Genomic DNA, 18,998 nt, shown 5'->3' with positions numbered 1-18,998 from the left:
CTCTCGCCACCGCCTGCATGGGGTGGCGTTCTCTTTTTCCTGGAGCGCCATCATGCTCATCTCAACCCCCAACCCCTTTGCCTGCGGCTTTCATGCATTCGCCTGCGAGCGTGTGGTCCAGATCCACTACGACGACCAGTGCCCGCCCTGCTACCGCCCCCTGCACACCGCCCAGTTGGACCTGGACGACGATCACATCAACGGCCAGGCCTGCGTGTTCGATGACGACTGTGCCGTCATCACGGAAGGCCAGGATGTCTCTGGGTTTCTTCGCATGCAGTTGCCCGCGGATGGTGTGGTCACCACCGTGCTGTACCAGGTCACGGCCGAGCGGCTGACTGGCTCGGTACACCTCGGCGACCTTCCCAGCCAGGGAGCAGCGGACCAACTCATGCAGCAGATGTCCTTTGCCACCGGCCAGTACAGCCGCAGCTGGGAGATCAGCTCATCCCACCTACCGGCCGACGAGTACGCTTACCTTGAGCAGCTTGCCCGCAGCGAACGACCTGGCGGCTTCTTCGAATGCTTCCCGTTGGTCAGCAACCGCTCCGTCGGCTGCAAGCTGTACGCGACACCCTGGCAGCGCAGCGGCCATGTTCAGGGCTTCGGTTGCTCAGCGGCGGACGTCTGCATTCGCCTGTTGGATGAAGATATACCGCCGGTATTGATGACCCTGTTGCTGCTGGCCGGCCAGGCCGACACGCGCTTCCTGATGTTCGATCCCGATGCAGCCCTGCTGGCAGGATTGCCGGTATTTGCTGACAATTGACCCAAGGCGCCCATTAGGGCGCCTTTTCTATGCCTAGGGCCCGATAAACCGGCCGAGCAAGTTCGGTTTTTCAGTGGGTGAAGCTCACACGCGTTGCCAAGGTGTCGGCAACTTCTGTCGAGACCTACTCATGCACACGCCCGCACTTCCTTACCTGGTCCTGATGCTCGCGCTGGCAGGCTGCAACACGTCGCCAGCCATCACCCCACCGATGGCACCGGCCAAAGCCGTATCCGCTACGGCCACCCCGTCCAAGCCGTTGCCAGCGTCACCGGCGTGGGTCCGCCAGGACCGCTACACCTTGGTCAGCACGCGACCGACGCTGGAACAACGCCAGCCATTGTTTCAGCTCATCACCGTGCAGATTTCACCGGCGCTGCACGCAACGATCGGTGACGCCCTGCGCCACGTGTTGCTGCGCTCGGGCTACTCACTCTGCGGCAACCGCGCCGAGGTCACGACCTTGTTCAGCCGCCCTTTGCCGGCCGTACAGCACCAACTCGGGCCGATCGCGCTGCTGGACGCCTTGACCATCCTCGGCGGCCCGGCCTGGCGGCTCGTGATCGACCCGGTCCAACGCAGCGTGTGCTACGCGCTTCGCGCACCGGTGCCCAACCCACCTCGCCCGCCCCTGGAGATCACGCCATGAAGGTCCATCACTTCCAGGCCCTGGTGCTCGGGGCCCTGTGCCTCGGCACCGCCGTGCTGGCCGCCGTGACCTACAACCACCAGCAGCAACTCAGCGGGCTCCTAGTCGCTGCGGAAAATGCCCCAGCCGATCCAGTACCGGCGCTGCGGCGGGACCTCGATGCACTCGGCGTCACCCTCGCGGCACTTTCACCGCAAGTACAAGCGCTGGGCGAGCATCAACGCCAACAGGACACGACTCTCGCGACACTGGGCAAACAGCTGGATGAGATGAGCGTTTCGCTCAAGGCCATTGGAGCGGAACCGCTGGGTCCGACCAACGCCGATCTGGCCGCGCTGGAAAAGCGATTGGGCAACGCCGAAACCGCCGTCCACGCCCTCGAGGCTCGACCGGCTGCGCCATCCGCACAGACCCAACCTGCAGCCTCCGCCAAACAGGCCGCCAAAATCCAAACCCCGACACCGCCGTTCACGCTGCTGGGTGTCGAGACCCGCGGCGATGTCCGGTTTGTCTCGACCCTGCCGGCCGGTGCGCATGCCGTGTCGACCGTCCACCTGCTGCAGCCCGGTGACAGCTTGAACGGCTGGCAGCTCAAGACCATTCGCCGGAATCAGGCCGTGTTCCAGGTGCCTGGCCTCGGCGAACGTTCGCTGCCCCTGCCGTGACGAGGTGCATATGGTCCGGTTCACCACACTCTCGTTGCTCCTACTTCACATCTGCCTGGTGTCAGGCCCTGGGTGGAGCGCACCCGCCACCGTCGAAACCGAGCAGCAGTCCAGCAGGCAGGCCCCGCTGCAGCAAGCGCAATCCGCAGCACAGGCCAAGGCCTGGGGGCTGACCGATGACGAGTGGGCCAAGTTCGAGCGCCTGCAGAGCGGTCCACGCCAGTACTGGTCACCGCAACTCGACCCGCTGACCACCCTAGGCGTGGAAGCTGATTCGGACCAGGAGCGTCAGCGCTATGCCGAATTGCAGGTGCAACTCGAAGCCAAGCGCGCCGAGCGCGAACTGGCCTATCAGAAAGCCTACTCCGCGGCTTGGGCACGACTGTTCCCGGGGCTGTTGCCGGTGCAGGGGATGAGTGATGCCGCCCCTCCGTCGAGCAACGCACGCTATGCCGTGTTTGTGGAAGACCCGTGCTCGACCTGCGGGGCCAGCCTCCGCCAATGGCTGAGCATGGGCGCCCACTTGGACGTCTACCTGGTGGGTAGCCAGGGCGACGATGCGCGCATTCGGCAATGGGCACGCAAGGTGGGCATTACCCCTGCCCAGCTTGGTAGCGGCCAGGTCACCCTCAATCACGACCGTGGCCGCTGGTTCACCCTCGGCGCCAGCCGCCCCCTGCCCGCGCGCTTTCAACAGGTGGAAGGGAAATGGCAGCGCGTCGACTGAGCCTCGCCCTGGCCCTGCTTGGGGGGGCGACGGTCCAAGCGGGCGGCCTGCCTCCACCGGCGTACCAGTTGGCCGCCGCCCAGGCCGGCATCCCGGCCTCGGTGCTGTTCGCCATTGCCCAGCAGGAGAGCGGCACGCCGTTGCGTGGGCAGCTCATGCCCTGGCCGTGGACCTTGAATGTGGCCGGCACGCCGCAGCGTTTCGCCACCCGTGACCAGGCCTGCAGCGCACTCACCGTGGCGCTCAGCCGGCATGACCCCAAGCGCATCGATGTCGGCTTGGGGCAAACCAACCTGGGGTATCACCCGGAGCGTTACCCCACCGCCTGCGATGCCCTCGATCCGCGTAGCAACCTCGCCGTCACCGCCGACCTGCTGCGCGCGCACTACGCTGACGTTGGTGACTGGGTCATTGCCGCCGGCCGCTACCACCGGCCTGCGGGTGGGGCTCCAGCGGCGCGCTACCGCACGCAGTTCAGCCAGCACTGGCAGCGCCTTGAAGCCGCCACGCCCAGCCGTGGAGGACCGCGCTCATGATTGAAATTCGCCGGGGCGCACTGATCAGCGGGCTGGTGTTGTCGTTGGCTGTCGAGACATGGCTTGTGCCAATGGCCCCAGCCTTGGCCGCGGAATCGGCCACGCCGGTCGAACGGCCCGATCCACGCACACTGAACTGGGTATTGCCGGTGCACAGCGCGCGCCTCACGCCGGGTGAGGTGCCGAGCAGAGCATTGGATCTGCCGGGTATGGTCCCGCTGTTCCTGGTTGGGGCGGACGCCGCTTCATTGGCATGGCTGGCGCAACATGCACCGGCGCTGAAGCGGTTGGGCGCCAACGGCTTGGCCGTTGAGGTCGCCGATACGGCTGCGCTGCAGCGCATCCAGGCAGTAGCGCCTGGGTTGATCATCTGGCCGGTGAGCGGCGACGACATCGCCGAGCGGCTGGAGCTGGAGCACTACCCGGTACTGATCACACCAACCGCCCTGGGACAGTGAGGTACCGTCATGGGTGATCATGCGATGGAATCCCTGCTGCGGCCGGCGGTAGAGCTGTACACCGTGGGGATCTGTGCCGGTGCCGGCGCGCTATGCCTGCATTCGCCCTGGGCGGTAGCCCTGTCGCCGGAGATCGGTGCTGGCATGGCCCTGGCCTATACCGCCTTCGGCCTCAAACGCCTCAATGAGGCCCGCATTGTCCTGCGCTATCGGCGCAACATTCGCCGTCTACCCCGCTATTCGCTGACCAGCCGGCAAATCCCGGTCAGCAGCAAGCGTCTGTTTATGGGCCGTGGTTTCCGCTGGAGCCGCCTGCACACCCAGCGTTTGCTGGAGGCGCAAGACCCCGCGCTGGCCTGCTACGTCAACCAGTCAGCGGCCTACCAGTGGGCCCGGCGCCTGGAGCACCTGCTGGAAAAGGCGCCGCCAGGACTTGCCCTCCTACCCCGGATGACCGCCTGGGACAGCCCACTCAACCCGTTACGACCACTGCCGCCAGTGGGTGGTTCACCGCTGCTGCACGGCGTCGAGCCCAACGAGCAGGAAGCCTCCTTACCTCTGGGCGAACGCGTGGGCCACACCCTGGTGCTGGGCACCACCCGGGTCGGCAAGACGCGCTTAGCCGAGGTCTACATCACCCAGGATATTCACCGACCTAGCCAGGAAGTGGTGATCGTCTTCGACCCCAAAGGCGATGCCGACCTGCTCAAGCGCATGTACGTGGAAGCACGACGTGCCGGCCGCGAACACGAGTTCTATGTCTTCCACCTGGGCTGGCCGGAGATTTCCGCACGCTACAACGCCATCGGCCGTTTCGGTCGCATCTCGGAAGTCGCCACTCGGATTGCCGGCCAATTGAGCGGCGAAGGCAACTCGGCGGCATTTCGCGAGTTCGCCTGGCGCTTCGTGAATATCATCGCTCGGGCGCTGATCGAGCTGGGCCGGCGCCCCGACTACCTGCAGATCCAGCGGCACGTGGTGAACATCGATGCGCTGTTCATCGAATACGCCCAGCACTTCTTCGCCCGCCATGATCCGCAGGCGTGGGAGACCATCGTGGATCTCGAAGCTCGCCTCAACGAGAAGAACGTGCCGCGGCACATGATTGGCCGCGAGAAACGCGTGGTCGCCATCGAGCAGTACCTGACCGCCAAGCGCCTCTTCGACCCGGTGATGGATGGCCTGCGATCGGCAGTACGCTACGACCGCACCTACTTCGACAAGATCGTCGCTTCGCTGCTGCCGCTGCTGGAAAAGCTCACCAGTGGCAAGACGGCACAGTTGCTGGCCCCCAACTATGCTGACTTGGACGATCCAAGGCCAATTTTCGATTGGCTGCAGGTCATCCGTAAACGCGGCATCGTCTACGTCGGCCTAGATGCGCTCTCCGATGCCGAGGTCGCCGCCGCAGTCGGCAACTCGATGTTTGCCGACCTGGTCTCCGTCGCCGGGCACATCTACAAGCACGGCATCGACCACGGTCTGCCGGGCTCCTCCAGTGCGGCCGACAAAGTGCCCATCAACCTGCACGCCGACGAATTCAACGAGCTGATGGGCGATGAGTTTATCCCGCTGATCAACAAGGGCGGCGGCGCCGGTATCCAGGTTACCGCGTATACCCAGACCTTGAGCGACATCGAGGCACGCATCGGCAACCGGGCCAAGGCAGGCCAAGTTATCGGCAACTTCAACACCCTGCAGATGCTGCGCGTGCGGGAAACCGTGACTGCCGAACTGCTGACCAACCAACTGCCCAAGGTCAACGTGCAGACCCGCACCCTGGTCTCCGGCGCAACCGACACGGCGGATCCGGATGCCCGTACAGATTTCACGTCGTCCTCGCAGGACCGCGTGACCACCACCGCGGTGCCGCTGATCGAGCCCGCGCACATCATCGCCCTGCCCAAGGGCCAGATGTTCTCGTTTCAGGAAGGTGGGCAGTTATGGAAAGTTCGCATGCCGTTACCGAAGCCGGCTAACGACGACGCGATGCCGGCGGATCTGCAGGCCCTGGCTGCGCGCATGCGTGAATCCTACAACGCCAATGCGGGAAGTTGGTGGAGCAGTGCCGGCAGTGCGCCGACGGCCGACTTCGATCCTGAGATGCCACCACCTGGGCGTAAACCCGCCCTGTGAGCACCTGGCAGCAATCGAACACCTGGGAGCCTTTCATGCCTACTGCCCCAACCAACCCACCTCAAACACAACGAAGACCGGGTCTGATCCTAGGCACGCTTGAACTGTGCTTGCGATTGCTCGGCCTGCTGTTTGCTTCCCTGCTGTTCTCCATACTATTTGAGTTCATGGGCATGCTGTGGTTCTGGCCGGAACAGGGCTGGCATCATAGCCATGCCATGTGGCTGACTGAGTTGGGCTGGCTAAGTGACCACTTGAAGAGCTCACTGCTGGTACAGGAGCCGGCGAAAGCAACCGCGGAAATCCTTGAGCATCTCAACGAGTGGGTTGTGGTTCGCTCCGGCTGGGCACAAGCCGACGGCCACCTTAAGCTACTCAGTCTGGAGTCGTCGCTCCAAGGTCAGCTTGCTCAAGCGTATGTCGCTAGCCAGGATTACCTGCTCGCAACCGTGTTCACGGTCTTCACGTTCTTGGTGCGCTTGACCGTCCTTTCTATAGCAACGCCCCTCTTCTTGCTCGTGGTGGTCACCGGACTGGTCGACGGGTTGATGCGCCGCGACCTGCGCAAGTTCAGGGCGGATAGAGAAAGCAGCTTCGTCTATCACCGAGCCAAGCGCACACTTCTGCCCCTGATGATCACCCCATGGCTGATTTACCTCTCCTTACCCTGCTCACTCAATCCCAACTGGGTGCTACTCCCCTGCGCTGCATTGCTCGGATGTATGGTGGCGATCACGGCTACCACATTCAAAAAATATCTTTGAACGGAGCCTCTCCATTTTTACACATACCGGCACCGGCCATGCCCGCTGATTATTCGGTCACTGTGGTGGGGTTGAGTGGGTCAAGGATGCTTCGCTTGCCAGTGCTGGACATGTACTCAACATGCAATGTCTTGCACCCTACGATCAGTGCTAGCAAGGGACGGCCATCGCGGCGGTCAGCCGCCAGGATCTTCCACTCGCTCAAGTCGATCGACGATGGAGTGGGGTGATTCTGGGGATGAGTGTGCCACTCTCCAATATAGCGTACGAGGCCGTTGCTTTCTTTCCAGCGTTTCATGGCGAGCTTGTGATGAAGATAGGGCATACGTTCAAAAAGGAACCTGAAGCGTCTGTCCCATATTGAGGGCTCAGTTGCTTCAATGATTTCCAGATGCTCACCTCGCACATGGCCAAGCAGTATCCCCCCAGCCTCCTTCGAGTCGATTCCTTCCTGGATGTAGCGACTGAAGACCTCTAGGGGTTGCTCACGCAGGTACACCATCTGCTGGGTACCAGGCACAATCCACGTCGTCACGAACGGCATGCTGGACATCCCACGTGTGGCAATGGTGAGCAGTCTAGGGTTGCCAACTCATAGGTGTAATCCGTCAAGCGAGTCATGAGGGTGGGCCAAGGCTTGTCCGCGACCCAAGCCAGAGCAGTATCCAATCCCAACGCTGCTGCTTGGATGGAGACCGATGCAGGAAATGGTACGTACAACCCTTCACAGCCCTGCCCTGCGAAAATGGGTTCTACACCACCGACGACCGATAGCAACTCACCTTGACTATTTGCTTCAGTCAGGCACCGATAACAACCTTGATCCGGGCGGTGTTTGATCAGAGAGCGCACAGCAACACCGGCTCCCTCGATCCAGATATGCAAGGTTGGACAGGATGATGCTTTAGCGAGCCAGTGGCCGAAGGACTCCTCCCCGGTAGCATCAATAATGAGATCCAAGTCAGCCAAATTTACGTCCTTGGCGTCGTTGTTAAACCCGCGTACCTGGGCACTCGGCAAGACAATTTTGAGCTCGTCCGCAAGCGCTTCTGCTTTGGGTCTGAAAAGGTAATTGAAGCCTAATCGATGGCGCCCTAGATTCTGTGGCATCACCAGATCGTCATCGATCAGCAGCAACTCTCCCCCACCTGTTCCGGCACCGGCTTTGACGAGCATTTCGCCAAGAAACCCGCCGATGGTGCCGCACCCGACCAAACCGATGCGCTTACTGGCGAGAGTTGTGCGCCCCGGAATGTTGCGCTCCGCCAGGTATTTATCATCGAGCCGAAGCATCTGCACCGGCTCAATCGGGCAGTCGAAAATGGGTATGCGCTGATCACAAGCACGGTAGTCACTCGGACGGTTTCGCTGAAGCTCATGCACGATAAAACCGTAGCTGTATCCCGTTTTCTCGGACTCGATGACGATCAGTAGGCCCGGTGCTTTTTCACGGTAAGCAGAGATGATTTTGTCGCGAATCTTGCGCCGGCAGGCTTCATCCATCTCGTGTTGCCAGTCGAGAATCTGGCTGACCGTTTTTGGTGGCCAGTTTTCCTGCAGCGGTCTCGGTGCTGCGCTGGATGTAATCAGTGCTATCTGGGAGATGAATTCATCAATCTTGCGCCCTGGGCGAGCGAACTTGGCACGACTGCGATCAACATCGTCAGTGAGCACGAACATCTTGTTGTCGGATAGCTGAAGCAGCTCAGCCCGGCCAGACGTACGCCTTTCGACGTCATGGAAGCAGTAGATGCCGTCCCAGTAGACGAAAAATTCTTCCTGAAGATCTTCTTTCATCTTCCCCGCCAGCACCTGCTCCAGAACCTCTGCGGCCTGCAGTAAGGATGTCCGGATTTGCCCGACTGGGTCGTAGATATCGATCACCTGCGTCCCGGGCGCGGCGTAGCATAGATATCCATCCGGCCCAAGGTGCGGCACCAGCCGCGGAATCGACCTAGGTAACTTGGTGACCCACAGCTTCAAAGGCCGTTCGAATGAATGATCTATCCACACCTCGCACGGCACATTGCCCTGAGTATGGGTCGACAATTCTCCGGTCATCACGAGCCAGGCTGCATGGGGCTGGGGATCCATTTTGGTGAACCCCCAGGCCGTCATGTGACGCAACACCTCCTGCATGGCACTCATGGCTCAGCCTGCCTTGGTGCGTTTCACAGGCTCTGCAGGGCCAGCCAAGGGCGCGATCGCAGCCATTGATGCCGGCATGCCCTCTGGGGTCGACTTCATGCGGTGAGGGGCGTAAGGGAAACGATCACCCAGCATCTTATGCAACCAGTTATTTGCGGTAGTGGCATCAGTTGCATTGATGGCGCCTTCCAGGTGCTGGGCGAACTCTTCGAAAAATTCCACTGCGTCAGCAATGGCCTCTTTCGGCATGTGTGCAGTGAGCGATGCGGTGGAATCGATGGGACTGGCGACACCGTTGCGCAGAGCGTCCGGAATGCCCTTCACCACATTTAGCAGCGAGCGGTCATCGCGCTTGTCGAAGTACTCGAACAGTGGGCAGGCTGCGGCCATGAGGAGGATCGAACTCGGCCCCTTCTCTTCCCACTGCTTGTCCCGGAATGCCTTCAGGTAACGCACGACGCGGATCAACTGATCACCCTTTTCCAGGCACTCGCGCTTGAACCAATTTTTCATCGCCATGGGATCAGACTTACGCCAACCCTGCTTGCGGTCAGCTAGCAGGATTTTGTCCGAAGGCAGGGTCTTCCAGCTATCGCGCTCGGAGTTGATCGCGCTATCGAAAACCGCATGCCCGCGACTTTCCATGTTAGCCTTGATCTGCTGGAACAGCGTGTCGGGGATCACGTACAGCGGTAAATCGATGTGCGCGTAAGGCGAGATGGTTACGCGAACGCAGGTGTCCTTGCTCTCGGTATGCCAACCCCGTTCAGCGCACATAGGACGAAGCACGTCCAGGACTGCATCAAAGAACAATGCGATTGCAAGCTTAGGGCTGCTCTCCTCACGCATGACACTAAGAGGCAGGTAAACGCCATCATCGATATCTGATTGCTGAGGAGGGGTCGTGCAAGGGCTGTTGAGTGTCTTATAAGCACGCGAACCCTGAATGTAAAACCGGGGTTCACAGATATCGCCTTCCAAGCCTTTATCGCGAAGCGCGCCGGGAAGATCGGCCTTCAAGGCTTCCCGGATATCTTTCCGGGCATTATCAATACGGGACAGTTCTTCGGGTGCCAGGTCAAGCTCGTCAAGGAAGCATGCTTCCCCGGTGGTGGTGAACAGCAAAGGACTAAAATTGGGCATGAAGCCTCCGCTCAGTCGCTAAATGAACGGTGCCTCCAGCAACTGCTGACCTTCACATCGAGATTACCGAGCGCTCATGCGCTCCTGAATCTCGTCACTGCCACCCTACGCCAACCACGCATTCCAAAGGGTGCAGTCCTTCCCGGTTTGTCAGCTACCATGCTCGATGACACGTGTGAGATGACATAGTGCCATGCCACAACATGTAGATCAATAGTCCTCCCATGACACCACATATAGTGTGAAAGTGTTGCGAGCCATGTAACTCGTGGAAAGGGTTAGGCTGATTTAGCTCTTGTGAAGGTGACCTGCCCTGCGGTGTTGAGGCCTTCAGTCCATTTGCGATCGGTGAAGTACGTGCCTTCCATGTAGAGCTCATCACCCGACTCTTTCACGAAAACCCGCGCTGCACCGGTATGCGTGTTCGTATCAGTCGCCACAGGGATCTGGGTGAAGTTGACGAACATGTAGTTCAGCTCCAGCAACCCGGTCTGATCGCTGGGTCGTACCGACACGCTTATGGTTTTGGACTCGGAGTAGCCGTCGGCGGATGCGAATTCCATCTTGACGCTGAACAGGCGGGCTTTGATAGTGACCTTTCCGGGCACGGTAATGAGTGAGGTGCCATCGCCTTGGCCGAGCCATTTCTGCATGATCCCCCAGTTAGATTTCAGCTGCATGTCCCACTCCCCGTCGATTGGAGGAAGGTACTTGCGAACCAGGGGAAGCTTGCACAACCAAACGAACAAGGGGGTCTGGCCCAGCACCCAAAAAACGCCGGCGCCGATCGCAACCGAAGAGCTAATGGGTCGGCGTAGATCCATCAGAGGCCCGGCCACCAGCGTCGATATGTCCTGGTAATGCAGGAGCAGAAAAACGATCACACAGGTGGTAGCGAAATACCCAAGGGTCTTGGTGACCCCAATGACTTGATACATTCCGTACCTCAGTTTCGACTGGTAACATCCTACCCTATACGCTCTACATGGCGGTGTACATGACAATCCGGAACCCCCTTCACCGTCACCACCTCAGCAATCTTATAGCTACCAGAGATTCTTAGCGAGCGGACGCCGAGCGTAAAGCAGGGCGGTTATAGGCGGTGTAGTGACCGCAGGGGCACAACACCGATCACCTTCAAGGAGACGGAATGGCCTCCCGAAAACCTGTTCTGGCTGTACCTCATCGAGGACATGGCCAACATGGTTACGTTGCAAGCGCGGAGCGCCTCTAGCGCTTTGAGCACTGACTCTTCCTACTAGGCCCTCAGCTTCACCAGGTTCGTCCCCCTCAATGCCCCATCCCAGGCTCACCCCACTCCTGCGCAACTTCACCAGAAAGCGAAAGACCGAGAATCCTTTTAACTCGTGCTTCAACTCGCCCGTGCAGTAATCGTGACGACCAGAGATTGCTCTGGAGCCCGCCATGAGGACGAATGCCTTCCCATTGCTTGTGATTTGTCTAGCAACACTCCCGGCTGTTGCACAAGAAAGTCGCGAGCGCTCGGATCTGGGACTCGTGCAACGACAGGTCACTGTGATCGGACAGTTGGCCGAGCGTGCGGAAAACAGCTCAGACGATGCAGCTGGAACGCGATATCGCTTCGACTATCCGAGGCTTGCGGCAGACCTCGAACGTGTATGTGAAGGCATCCAACAATACTTGTCGCCCTCCCGCGCGCAGCCTGCCGACCTAGTCGAGCTGGCCGGTCAGTACAGTGCTGAAGCACCTCAATCGAGCCAATCCGATGAGCATGACTGAAGCTCAACTCAGCGCGTTCTCGGCCGTCGCCGGGTTTACCCCGCAGCTCAGTTCGGTGCTGTGGCGCTCATCGGTGCTGGTGCTCGCGTTGCTCTGGTGTGCTTGGGCGCTATGGACCGGCTACCGCGGTTGGGCGGCCGGCAACCTCAATTTTGGCGCGCTTGGCGGCAGCACGCTGCGCTTGGCTCTCGCCCTGATCGTGCTGATGTTTTTCATGCTGTCGTAATCAGGAGATCCCGCCATGAAACTCTCCCGTCGCTGCCTTCTTCCGCTGCTCCTGCTGCGGGCAACCTGTACAAAAGCCCTGTTCGGCAGCTTGGTGCTGCTGAGTTCGACGCTGGCGTGGGCTGATCTGCCGACCATGGAAGCGCCCTCCCGCGGCGAAGGGTCGGGGCTGATCGACACCATCAAGAACTATGCCTATGACGGCGGCATCCTACTTGGCCTGCTGATCGCCACCCTCGCCTTCCTGGGCGTGGCTTGGCATTCGCTTACCGTCTACGCCGACGTGCAGAACCAGCGCAAGACCTGGAAGGACCTCGGTGCCGTAGTCGGCGTCGGCGCGCTGCTGGTGGTGGTGATCCTGTGGTTCCTGACCAAAGCCGCGACGATTCTGTGAGGTCACCATGCCCGACGTCCCTGCTACCCTCCCCGACAGCACGCTGACCTTCCTGCCGGAACGCCTGAACCGCGATCCAGCCGTCCTGCGCGGCCTCACCAATGACGAGATGTGGGTCGCGCTGATTGTCGGCGCAGTACTGGGTGTGATTCTCGGCGCACCGCTGGCGGTGGCCACAGCCTCCATCGCCACCCTGCCCACCTGTATGTTCCTGTGCATGGCATTAGTGCTGCTTGGCGGCGGCAAACTGCTACGTCGGGCCAAACGCGCCCGCCCCGAGACCTGGTTATATCGACGCCTTCAGTGGCAGCTGGCGGTGCACTGGGGCATCGGCACCCAACACCTGATCCTGCACTCTGGCCCGTGGACGGTCCGGCGCACACGCCGGCCTGCGAGGACCACCCCATGAGCCACTTCCGCAACAAGGTGGATGCGCAGCAGGCGCACATTTTCAGCCTGCGCCTGGCCGTGGCCGTGCTGGCGCTGCTGTGCACCGGACTTTGGTACGGCTGGCAGTCCGCACCATCCGCACTGACCATTCACGTACCACCGGACTTGCGCTCCGGCAGCACGCGCAAATGGTGGGATGTGCCGCCGGAAAACATCTACGCCTTTGCCCTGTACATCTTCGGCCAGCTTAACCGTTGGCCCACCGACGGCGAGGTCGACTACCACCGCGCGATCTTCGCCCTGCAGCCCTACCTGACACCCGCTTGCAAGACGTTTTTCGATGGCGACTTCGAGTACCGCAAGGCAGCCGGCGAACTACGTGGCCGCGTGCGCGGCGTGTACGAGGTGCTGGGTCGTGGCTACAGCGATGACCCCGACCTGCGGGTAAAGCAGCTGGATAAGCACAGCTGGCTGGTCAAGCTCGACCTCAATGCCGACGAGTACTACGCCGCCGAACCGGTGAAGCGCGTCGTCGTGCGCTATCCGCTACGCGTAGTGCGCTTCGACGTCGACCCCGAGCACAACAAATGGGGCCTGGCCCTGGACTGCTACGAAGGCACACCGCAGAAGCTGACACTGCCTGGAGGTGCGTGATGATACGTGTCTTGATCCTGATGCTGGTCTCGATCGCTGGATGGTGCTCCACCGTGGGCGCCGTTGAGGTCAAGTATTGGGACCGCCTGCCACTGGCTGTGCCGCTGACGGTGGGCCAGGAACGTCTCCTGATGCTGGATGAGGATGTTCGCGTCGGGCTACCCAGCGCGATCGCCAGCAAGCTGCGCGTGCAATCGGTGGGTGGGACGGTGTACCTGCGTGCGTCGGAATTCATCCCCCCTACTCGACTGCAGCTGCAGTCGGTGAAGTCGGGGGACATCATCCTGGTCGACATCGAAGCGCTTGAGGGCAGCGAGGCGCTGGAACCGGTCAAGATCGTTGCCCAGGCTCAGGCACCAGACGTGGACACCACGCCGGACGCAGCACCGGCAGCGACGCCAGTACCGGTGGTGCTGACTCGCTATGCCGCGCAGAACCTGTATGCGCCGCTGCGCACCGTGGCGCCCTTGCCTGGTGTGCGTCGGGTCCCGCTAGGGGACTCCTCAGGGTTCAGCACCCTACTGCCGACCGAGCACGTGGCCATCAAGGGGCTCGCCGCCTGGCGGCTGGGCGACTATTGGGTGACGGCGGTGAAGATCGTCAACCGTGGGCCGGGCAAGGTCACGCTGGACCCGCGTCACTTGCAGGCCACCCTGTATGCCGCCACCTTCCAGCACGAGTACCTGGGGCACGCCGGCACACCTGAAGACACCACCGTGGCGTACCTCGTCACCCGCGGCGGCGACCTGAAGCACGCGCTGCTCCTGCCACCGCTTGCACCGGAGGCTGCCGATCATGAAAGCTAACGGTTTGCTGAAATGGCTGGTACCGGCGGTCCTGCTGGGGATCGTGCTGATCATCGGCAAATCCTGGGTGTCTTCGCCGGACGCTCAACCTCCCCATGATCCCGAAAACACTCTCCTCAGCCAGGAGCAGGCCAAGGCCCTCGGCATCGCTGGCGACACGCCGCGCGACACCGTGGCCACGTTGATCGGCCAAGTCAAGGCGATGCGTAGCGAGATGCTGTCGCTGAAAAAAGGCAACGAGACCCTGCAGACCGAGAACAACCGGCTGCGCACACGCGAAGGCAATATCGACAGTCGCATTCAGAGCACGCTGAGCAGTGTTACCCAGCAGGTCACCGAGCAGCGCCAGCAGGCCAACGATGCCCGGCAGAAGGCCGAGCAGCAGCACCGCGAGACCCAGGGTTTGCTGTCCCGGCTCAAGGACCAGCTCACCAGCAAGCCGGCCACGAAGTCCGACCTACCCGTGGGCTTCGGTCTAGAGCCAGGTGACGGGCAACAATTCTCCGGAGCACAACCGCTGGCGGATGCTGTGCAGTGGATCGAACCCTCCAATGCACGTGCCGGCCAGGAGGGAGCCAGCAAAGCTGAGGGTCCGTTATCGACGCTCACCTCGAAGTTCAAGGATCTGCATGGCCTGGACAACAACGCCATCGACCGGGGCCAGGACCATCTGCGCGCCGTGGCCAAGGGCGAGCGCGACCTGGAAAACACTCACGATAGGGCCGAGAGGGCCAAGCCGGTCTACACCATCCCCGAGAACTCGACCCTGATGGGTTCGATCGCCATGACCGCCCTGATTGGCCGCGTGCCGGTGGACGGCACGGTGAACGATCCCTACCCGTTCAAGGTGCTGGTGGGACCGGACAACCTCACCGCCAACGGCATCGACCTGCCCGACGTGGTCGGTGCGGTCATGAGCGGTACCGCGGCAGGCGACTGGACCTTGTCCTGCGTACGCGGCCAGGTCGAGTCGATCACCTTTGTCTTCAGCGATGGCACCGTCCGCACGGTGCCACAGCCGCAGAAGGTGGTCAGCCGCAACCGCAGCACTACCCAGACTTCGGACACCGAGAAGATCCGCGGCGGCTTGGGCTACATCTCCGACCCTTACGGCATTCCCTGCATCGCCGGTGAGCGTCGCTCCAACGCCCAGCAGTACCTGGGCAGTCAGAGCCTGATCACCGCTGCCGGCGCCGGCTTCGCGGCAGCGCTAGGCAGTGAACAGACCAATACGTCATTCATCAACTCGGCCAGCGGCAGCCTGGGGCTGTCGCAGAACAGTGGCAACAGCGCGCTGAACTCGGTCATCAGCGGTGGCATCGGCGACATCCGTGACTGGGTCAACAAGCTCTACGGCGAAGCCTTTGCCGCCATCTACGTCCCGCCGGGGGCCAAGGTGGCCCTGCACCTGGATCACGAAATCAGCATCGACTACGAACCCAAAGGCCGGAGAGTGAATCATGAAACCCCATCCGTTTCGGTACTGGACCTGGATTAGCCTACTGCTGTGCCTGCACCTAGTAGGCTGCACCACCAGCAAGGATGAGATGCTGCCCCATGGCGACCACACCATGCTGGATATTTGGAACAACGGTGGCGCGGTCGGCACGCAGCAGCAGTTGAGGGAGGCTCGCGGCGAACTGCGTCGGCCGGTGCTCGATCCTGAGCCCCTGATCAAGGACCAGAGCGCCTACACCCGCACGGCCGCCAACGAGATTCGCGCTCAGTTCCCGCGCCTGCCCAATCCTGACCTAGTGATGTACGTCTATCCGCACCTGGCAGGCACCCAGCAGGCGCCGGTGCCTGGCTACTCGACCGTATTTCCGCTGTACGAAAAGGTCCAGTACGCACTGCCCGGCGAACGCCTGGATGATCTGTGATGGACGAGGGTGCCGATCGTGCTCCGCCACGCTGGCAGCCCTGGCGCGCGGCGCAGCGTCGGCGCGCAACACGTGCGGACGAGGCTGCGCAGTACGCGCACAACCCCAGCTTCACCGACCACTTGCCTTGGGTCGAATACCTCGAGGAGGAGCAGTGTTTTCTGCTCGACGACAACCGCTCGGTGGGCGCCGTGTTCGAGTTGCAGCCGATCGGCACCGAGGGCCGTGAGCCTGAATGGCTGATGGCAGCGCGCGACGCGTTGGAAGATGCGCTGCAGGACAGCTTCGACGAGTTCGACCAGGCACCCTGGGTGGTGCAGTTCTTCTGCCAGGACGACAGCGACTTTTCCCCGTACCTGGAGCGCCTGGAGCAATACGTTGCACCACGAGCGACAGGGACACCCTTCACCGCTGCCTTCCTTGCTTTGATGCAGCGCCACCTCGACGCCATTGCCAAACCGGGTGGGCTGTTTGACGACCCTGTCGTGTCGCACCTGCCCTGGCGCGGCAGCAATCGGCGGATTCGGCTGGTGGTCTATCGCTGGCTCGGTGACCAGGCCGACGAGGGCGGCCAAAACCCCGCTCAGTTGCTGGGAAGGACCTGTGACCGCCTGATGGCCTCGTTGCAGGCCTGCGGGGTCAATCCTCGTCGGCTGAACGGGCGTGACTTCTACGCCTGGTTGCTGCCTTGGTTCAACCCGGCCCCGACCCTCACTGGCGAATCACCGGCGGCATTCTATCGACGCGTGCCTTACCCGGAGACCGAAGACGGCGATGGGCTGTCGCAGCCGTTCGACCACGACTTTGCCGAGCGGCTGTTCTTCCACGAGCCGCGCTCGGACAGCGAGCAGGGGCTATGGTACTTCGATCAGCAGCCACACGCGGTGATGGTGGTCGACAAACTACGCAGGCCACCCCACATCGGCCAGCTGACCGGCGAAACTCGTAAAGGCGAGGCGCTCAACGCCCTGTTCGATCAGCTCCCCGAGCAGGCCATCCTGAGTCTGACCTTGGTGATTACGCCCCAGGATGTGCTCGAGGAGCAGCTCAACCGCCTGGCGCGCAAAGCCATCGGCGAAAACCTCGCCTCGACCCAGACCCGTCAGGACGTGGAAGAGGCCCGTGCGCTGATCGGCCGCCAGCACAAGCTGTACCGCGGCACCTTGGCACTGTACCTGCGTGGCGCCGATGAGCCGCAATTGCGCCAGCGCTCAATCCAGGCCGCCAACGTACTGCTCGGCGCCGGCCTGCAACCGGTGCGTGAGGGCGATGAAGTAGCCGCCTGCAACAGCTACCTGCGTTGGCTGCCGATGGTCTACAACCCCGCGCGGGATAAACGCAACTGGTACACCCGGCTGTTGTTCGCTCAGCATGTCGCCAACCTGCTGCCGCTGTGGGGGCGTAGCATCGGGACCGGCAACCCAGGGATCACCTTCTTCAACCGAGGTGGTGCGCCGCTGTCGTTCGATCCCCTATCCCGCTTCGACCGCTCCATGAATGGCCACCTGCTGTTGTTCGGCCCGACCGGCGCCGGCAAGTCGGCCACCCTGGTTTCGATCCTGATGCAGGTCATGGCGGTATACCGACCACGGTTATTTATCGTCGAAGCCGGCAATTCCTTCGGCCTGCAGGGTGACTACTTCGCCACCCTCGGTTTGAGCGTCAACAAGGTTCAACTCAAACCCGGCAGCGGCTTGAGCCTGGCCCCCTTCGCCGATGCCCGGCGGCTGATCGAGCGCCCCGACCAGGTCGCCAGTCTGTCGACCGAGGATCTGGATGAGGAGGCTTCGGGCAGCGACGAGCAACGCGATGTGCTGGGCGAGCTGGAGATCACCGCCCGCCTGATGATCACCGGAGGCGAAGCCAAGGAAGAAGCACGTCTCACCCGCGCGGACCGCAGCCTGGTCCGCGAGTGTATTCTCGACGCCGCCCGGCACTGTGCGGCCAATGACCAGCAGGTGATGACGCGCCACGTTCGTGATGCCCTTCGCACGGTGGCCAGCGACGCCCACCTGCCCGACAAGCGTCGCGAGCGAGCCCAGGAAATGGCCGAGTCCATCGACCTGTTCTGCCAGGGCTTCGAGGGTGCGCTGTTTGACCGACCGGGCACGCCCTGGCCGGAAAGCGATGTCACGATCGTCGACCTTGCCACCTATGCCCGCGAGGGCTATGAAGCGCAGATGTCGATCAGCTACATCAGCCTGATGAACACGGTGAACAACCTTGCCGAACGCGACCAGTACCTCGGTCGGCCGATCATCATGGTCACTGACGAAGGCCACATCATCACCAAAAACCCTTTGCTGGCGCCCTTCGTGGTCAAGGGCACCAAGATGTGGCGCAAGCTCGGCGCCTGGTTCTGGCTCGCAACGCAGAACCTGGCCGACTTCCCCGACGCGGCGCAGACCATGCTCAACATGATCGAGTGGTGGATCTGCCTGAATATGCCGCCAGCTGAGATCGAAGAGATCGCCCGCTTCAATAAGCTCACGCCGGCCCAAAAAAACCTGTTGCTATCGGCGAGCAAGGCCTCGGGCAAATACACCGAGGGCGTGGTCTTGTCGAAGCAGCTGGAGACGCTGTTTCGCGCAGTACCACCAAGCCTGTACCTCGCCCTGGCCATGACCGAGCCCGAGGAAAAGGCTCAACGTTGGCGGTTGATGGAAGCCCATCAGCTGTCCGAGCTGGAGGCTGCGCTTCGGATTGCGGCAGAAATCGATCGCCTACGCGGCATGTCCTGAATCTCGGAACACACGATGTTCTGGGCCTGCAGATCAGTAAAAATCGACAGGAGTACATTTGTACTCATTCAGTGATTTTGGACAAACCGCAGCCTTACTCTGGCGACTAAAGAAAGCGAACGTACGAGTCTCGGTTTGTCCGTCTCCCTCCT

The 18,998-nt window shown here is 61.6% G+C and carries 21 protein-coding genes; 17 read left to right on the top strand and 4 right to left on the bottom strand.

Annotation, left to right across the window (positions count from 1 at the left end):
* Positions 1-52 precede the first annotated feature (52 nt).
* The 8 genes from L1P09_RS11325 to L1P09_RS11290 all read left to right on the top strand — a co-directional run bounded on the left by L1P09_RS11325 (position 53) and on the right by L1P09_RS11290 (position 6,704).
* Positions 53-769, top strand: a complete 717-nt coding sequence (locus L1P09_RS11325; protein ID WP_235768850.1) for a DUF5983 family protein — start codon at positions 53-55, stop codon at positions 767-769.
* Between the two features lie 130 nt (positions 770-899).
* Positions 900-1,418 (top strand): PFGI-1 class ICE element type IV pilus protein PilL2, encoded by a 519-nt coding sequence (gene pilL2, locus L1P09_RS11320; protein WP_235768849.1) that lies wholly within the window; start codon positions 900-902, stop codon positions 1,416-1,418.
* Positions 1,415-2,083 (top strand): hypothetical protein, encoded by a 669-nt coding sequence (locus tag L1P09_RS11315; protein WP_235768848.1) that lies wholly within the window; start codon positions 1,415-1,417, stop codon positions 2,081-2,083. Before pilL2 ends, L1P09_RS11315 begins: the two co-directional genes overlap by 4 nt.
* Positions 2,084-2,093: 10 nt before the next feature.
* Positions 2,094-2,810 (top strand): TIGR03759 family integrating conjugative element protein, encoded by a 717-nt coding sequence (locus L1P09_RS11310; protein ID WP_235768847.1) that lies wholly within the window; start codon positions 2,094-2,096, stop codon positions 2,808-2,810.
* Positions 2,792-3,346 (top strand): lysozyme family protein, encoded by a 555-nt coding sequence (locus L1P09_RS11305; RefSeq protein WP_235768846.1) that lies wholly within the window; start codon positions 2,792-2,794, stop codon positions 3,344-3,346. The genes L1P09_RS11310 and L1P09_RS11305 overlap by 19 nt, the downstream gene beginning before the upstream one ends.
* Positions 3,343-3,804, top strand: a complete 462-nt coding sequence (locus tag L1P09_RS11300) for an integrating conjugative element protein (RefSeq protein ID WP_235768845.1) — start codon at positions 3,343-3,345, stop codon at positions 3,802-3,804. The genes L1P09_RS11305 and L1P09_RS11300 overlap by 4 nt, the downstream gene beginning before the upstream one ends.
* 9 nt (positions 3,805-3,813) lie before the next feature.
* Positions 3,814-5,940 carry a type IV conjugative transfer system coupling protein TraD gene (gene traD / locus L1P09_RS11295; RefSeq protein ID WP_235768844.1) on the top strand — a complete coding sequence of 709 codons (2,127 nt, stop codon included), beginning with the start codon at positions 3,814-3,816 and terminating at the stop codon, positions 5,938-5,940.
* 35 nt (positions 5,941-5,975) lie between these two features.
* Positions 5,976-6,704 carry a TIGR03747 family integrating conjugative element membrane protein gene (locus L1P09_RS11290; protein ID WP_235768843.1) on the top strand — a complete coding sequence of 243 codons (729 nt, stop codon included), beginning with the start codon at positions 5,976-5,978 and terminating at the stop codon, positions 6,702-6,704.
* Positions 6,705-6,753: 49 nt separating this feature from the next.
* Here L1P09_RS11290 and L1P09_RS11285 read toward each other — a convergent pair whose 3' ends face one another.
* From L1P09_RS11285 to L1P09_RS11270, 4 genes are all read right to left on the bottom strand, one after another.
* Positions 6,754-7,248 carry a Mov34/MPN/PAD-1 family protein gene (locus tag L1P09_RS11285; RefSeq protein WP_235768842.1) on the bottom strand — a complete coding sequence of 165 codons (495 nt, stop codon included), beginning with the start codon at positions 7,246-7,248 and terminating at the stop codon, positions 6,754-6,756.
* The gene (locus L1P09_RS11280) at positions 7,236-8,852 is read right to left on the bottom strand and encodes a ThiF family adenylyltransferase (protein WP_235768841.1); all 1,617 of its coding nucleotides are present in this window, start codon (positions 8,850-8,852) and stop codon (positions 7,236-7,238) included. Before L1P09_RS11280 ends, L1P09_RS11285 begins: the two co-directional genes overlap by 13 nt.
* 3 nt (positions 8,853-8,855) lie before the next feature.
* Positions 8,856-9,995: a CBASS cGAMP synthase gene (locus tag L1P09_RS11275; protein WP_235768840.1), complete on the bottom strand. Its 1,140-nt coding sequence runs from the start codon at positions 9,993-9,995 to the stop codon at positions 8,856-8,858.
* Between the two features lie 278 nt (positions 9,996-10,273).
* Positions 10,274-10,933, bottom strand: a complete 660-nt coding sequence (locus tag L1P09_RS11270; protein WP_235768839.1) for a hypothetical protein — start codon at positions 10,931-10,933, stop codon at positions 10,274-10,276.
* A 487-nt stretch (positions 10,934-11,420) separates the two neighbouring features.
* Between L1P09_RS11270 and L1P09_RS11265 the strand changes: the two genes are divergently transcribed.
* The 9 genes from L1P09_RS11265 to L1P09_RS11225 are packed head-to-tail and all read left to right on the top strand — an operon-like array spanning position 11,421 to position 18,846.
* Complete coding sequence (locus L1P09_RS11265) at positions 11,421-11,756, top strand: integrative conjugative element protein, RAQPRD family (RefSeq protein ID WP_235768838.1); 336 nt, start codon at positions 11,421-11,423, stop codon at positions 11,754-11,756.
* Complete coding sequence (locus L1P09_RS11260; RefSeq protein WP_051095748.1) at positions 11,743-11,982, top strand: TIGR03758 family integrating conjugative element protein; 240 nt, start codon at positions 11,743-11,745, stop codon at positions 11,980-11,982. Before L1P09_RS11265 ends, L1P09_RS11260 begins: the two co-directional genes overlap by 14 nt.
* A gap of 15 nt (positions 11,983-11,997) precedes the next feature.
* On the top strand, positions 11,998-12,375 hold the full coding sequence (locus L1P09_RS11255) for a TIGR03745 family integrating conjugative element membrane protein (RefSeq protein ID WP_235768837.1): 378 nt from the start codon (positions 11,998-12,000) through the stop codon (positions 12,373-12,375).
* A gap of 7 nt (positions 12,376-12,382) precedes the next feature.
* Positions 12,383-12,784 (top strand): TIGR03750 family conjugal transfer protein, encoded by a 402-nt coding sequence (locus L1P09_RS11250; protein WP_235768836.1) that lies wholly within the window; start codon positions 12,383-12,385, stop codon positions 12,782-12,784.
* Entirely contained in the window at positions 12,781-13,419 is a 639-nt protein-coding gene (locus L1P09_RS11245; RefSeq protein ID WP_235768835.1) for a PFL_4703 family integrating conjugative element protein, read from the top strand. Before L1P09_RS11250 ends, L1P09_RS11245 begins: the two co-directional genes overlap by 4 nt.
* On the top strand, positions 13,419-14,225 hold the full coding sequence (locus L1P09_RS11240; protein ID WP_235768834.1) for a TIGR03749 family integrating conjugative element protein: 807 nt from the start codon (positions 13,419-13,421) through the stop codon (positions 14,223-14,225). Before L1P09_RS11245 ends, L1P09_RS11240 begins: the two co-directional genes overlap by 1 nt.
* Entirely contained in the window at positions 14,215-15,723 is a 1,509-nt protein-coding gene (locus L1P09_RS11235; protein ID WP_235768833.1) for a TIGR03752 family integrating conjugative element protein, read from the top strand. The genes L1P09_RS11240 and L1P09_RS11235 overlap by 11 nt, the downstream gene beginning before the upstream one ends.
* Positions 15,686-16,105, top strand: coding sequence for a TIGR03751 family conjugal transfer lipoprotein (locus tag L1P09_RS11230; RefSeq protein ID WP_235768832.1), 420 nt, complete (start codon positions 15,686-15,688; stop codon positions 16,103-16,105). Before L1P09_RS11235 ends, L1P09_RS11230 begins: the two co-directional genes overlap by 38 nt.
* Positions 16,105-18,846 (top strand): conjugative transfer ATPase, encoded by a 2,742-nt coding sequence (locus tag L1P09_RS11225; protein WP_235768831.1) that lies wholly within the window; start codon positions 16,105-16,107, stop codon positions 18,844-18,846. Before L1P09_RS11230 ends, L1P09_RS11225 begins: the two co-directional genes overlap by 1 nt.
* Positions 18,847-18,998 lie beyond the last annotated feature (152 nt).

The sequence above is a fragment of the Pseudomonas juntendi genome (assembly GCF_021560075.1).
Lineage (GTDB): Bacteria > Pseudomonadota > Gammaproteobacteria > Pseudomonadales > Pseudomonadaceae > Aquipseudomonas > Aquipseudomonas juntendi.
Note: the sequence above shows the minus strand (reverse complement) of the source record. Positions and strands in the feature narration are given on the sequence as shown.

Coding starts and splice junctions, on each gene's coding strand:
- L1P09_RS11255 (WP_235768837.1), top strand. CDS start 11,998: ATGAAACTCTCCCGTCGCTGCCTTCTTCCGCTGCTCCTGCTGCGGGCA.
- traD (WP_235768844.1), top strand. CDS start 3,814: ATGGGTGATCATGCGATGGAATCCCTGCTGCGGCCGGCGGTAGAGCTG.
- L1P09_RS11315 (WP_235768848.1), top strand. CDS start 1,415: ATGAAGGTCCATCACTTCCAGGCCCTGGTGCTCGGGGCCCTGTGCCTC.
- L1P09_RS11290 (WP_235768843.1), top strand. CDS start 5,976: ATGCCTACTGCCCCAACCAACCCACCTCAAACACAACGAAGACCGGGT.
- L1P09_RS11230 (WP_235768832.1), top strand. CDS start 15,686: ATGAAACCCCATCCGTTTCGGTACTGGACCTGGATTAGCCTACTGCTG.
- L1P09_RS11325 (WP_235768850.1), top strand. CDS start 53: ATGCTCATCTCAACCCCCAACCCCTTTGCCTGCGGCTTTCATGCATTC.
- L1P09_RS11270 (WP_235768839.1), bottom strand. CDS start 10,933: ATGTATCAAGTCATTGGGGTCACCAAGACCCTTGGGTATTTCGCTACC.
- L1P09_RS11240 (WP_235768834.1), top strand. CDS start 13,419: ATGATACGTGTCTTGATCCTGATGCTGGTCTCGATCGCTGGATGGTGC.
- L1P09_RS11275 (WP_235768840.1), bottom strand. CDS start 9,995: ATGCCCAATTTTAGTCCTTTGCTGTTCACCACCACCGGGGAAGCATGC.
- L1P09_RS11285 (WP_235768842.1), bottom strand. CDS start 7,248: ATGCCGTTCGTGACGACGTGGATTGTGCCTGGTACCCAGCAGATGGTG.
- L1P09_RS11300 (WP_235768845.1), top strand. CDS start 3,343: ATGATTGAAATTCGCCGGGGCGCACTGATCAGCGGGCTGGTGTTGTCG.
- L1P09_RS11310 (WP_235768847.1), top strand. CDS start 2,094: ATGGTCCGGTTCACCACACTCTCGTTGCTCCTACTTCACATCTGCCTG.
- L1P09_RS11235 (WP_235768833.1), top strand. CDS start 14,215: ATGAAAGCTAACGGTTTGCTGAAATGGCTGGTACCGGCGGTCCTGCTG.
- L1P09_RS11260 (WP_051095748.1), top strand. CDS start 11,743: ATGAGCATGACTGAAGCTCAACTCAGCGCGTTCTCGGCCGTCGCCGGG.
- L1P09_RS11245 (WP_235768835.1), top strand. CDS start 12,781: ATGAGCCACTTCCGCAACAAGGTGGATGCGCAGCAGGCGCACATTTTC.
- L1P09_RS11250 (WP_235768836.1), top strand. CDS start 12,383: ATGCCCGACGTCCCTGCTACCCTCCCCGACAGCACGCTGACCTTCCTG.
- pilL2 (WP_235768849.1), top strand. CDS start 900: ATGCACACGCCCGCACTTCCTTACCTGGTCCTGATGCTCGCGCTGGCA.
- L1P09_RS11305 (WP_235768846.1), top strand. CDS start 2,792: ATGGCAGCGCGTCGACTGAGCCTCGCCCTGGCCCTGCTTGGGGGGGCG.
- L1P09_RS11225 (WP_235768831.1), top strand. CDS start 16,105: ATGGACGAGGGTGCCGATCGTGCTCCGCCACGCTGGCAGCCCTGGCGC.
- L1P09_RS11265 (WP_235768838.1), top strand. CDS start 11,421: ATGAGGACGAATGCCTTCCCATTGCTTGTGATTTGTCTAGCAACACTC.
- L1P09_RS11280 (WP_235768841.1), bottom strand. CDS start 8,852: ATGAGTGCCATGCAGGAGGTGTTGCGTCACATGACGGCCTGGGGGTTC.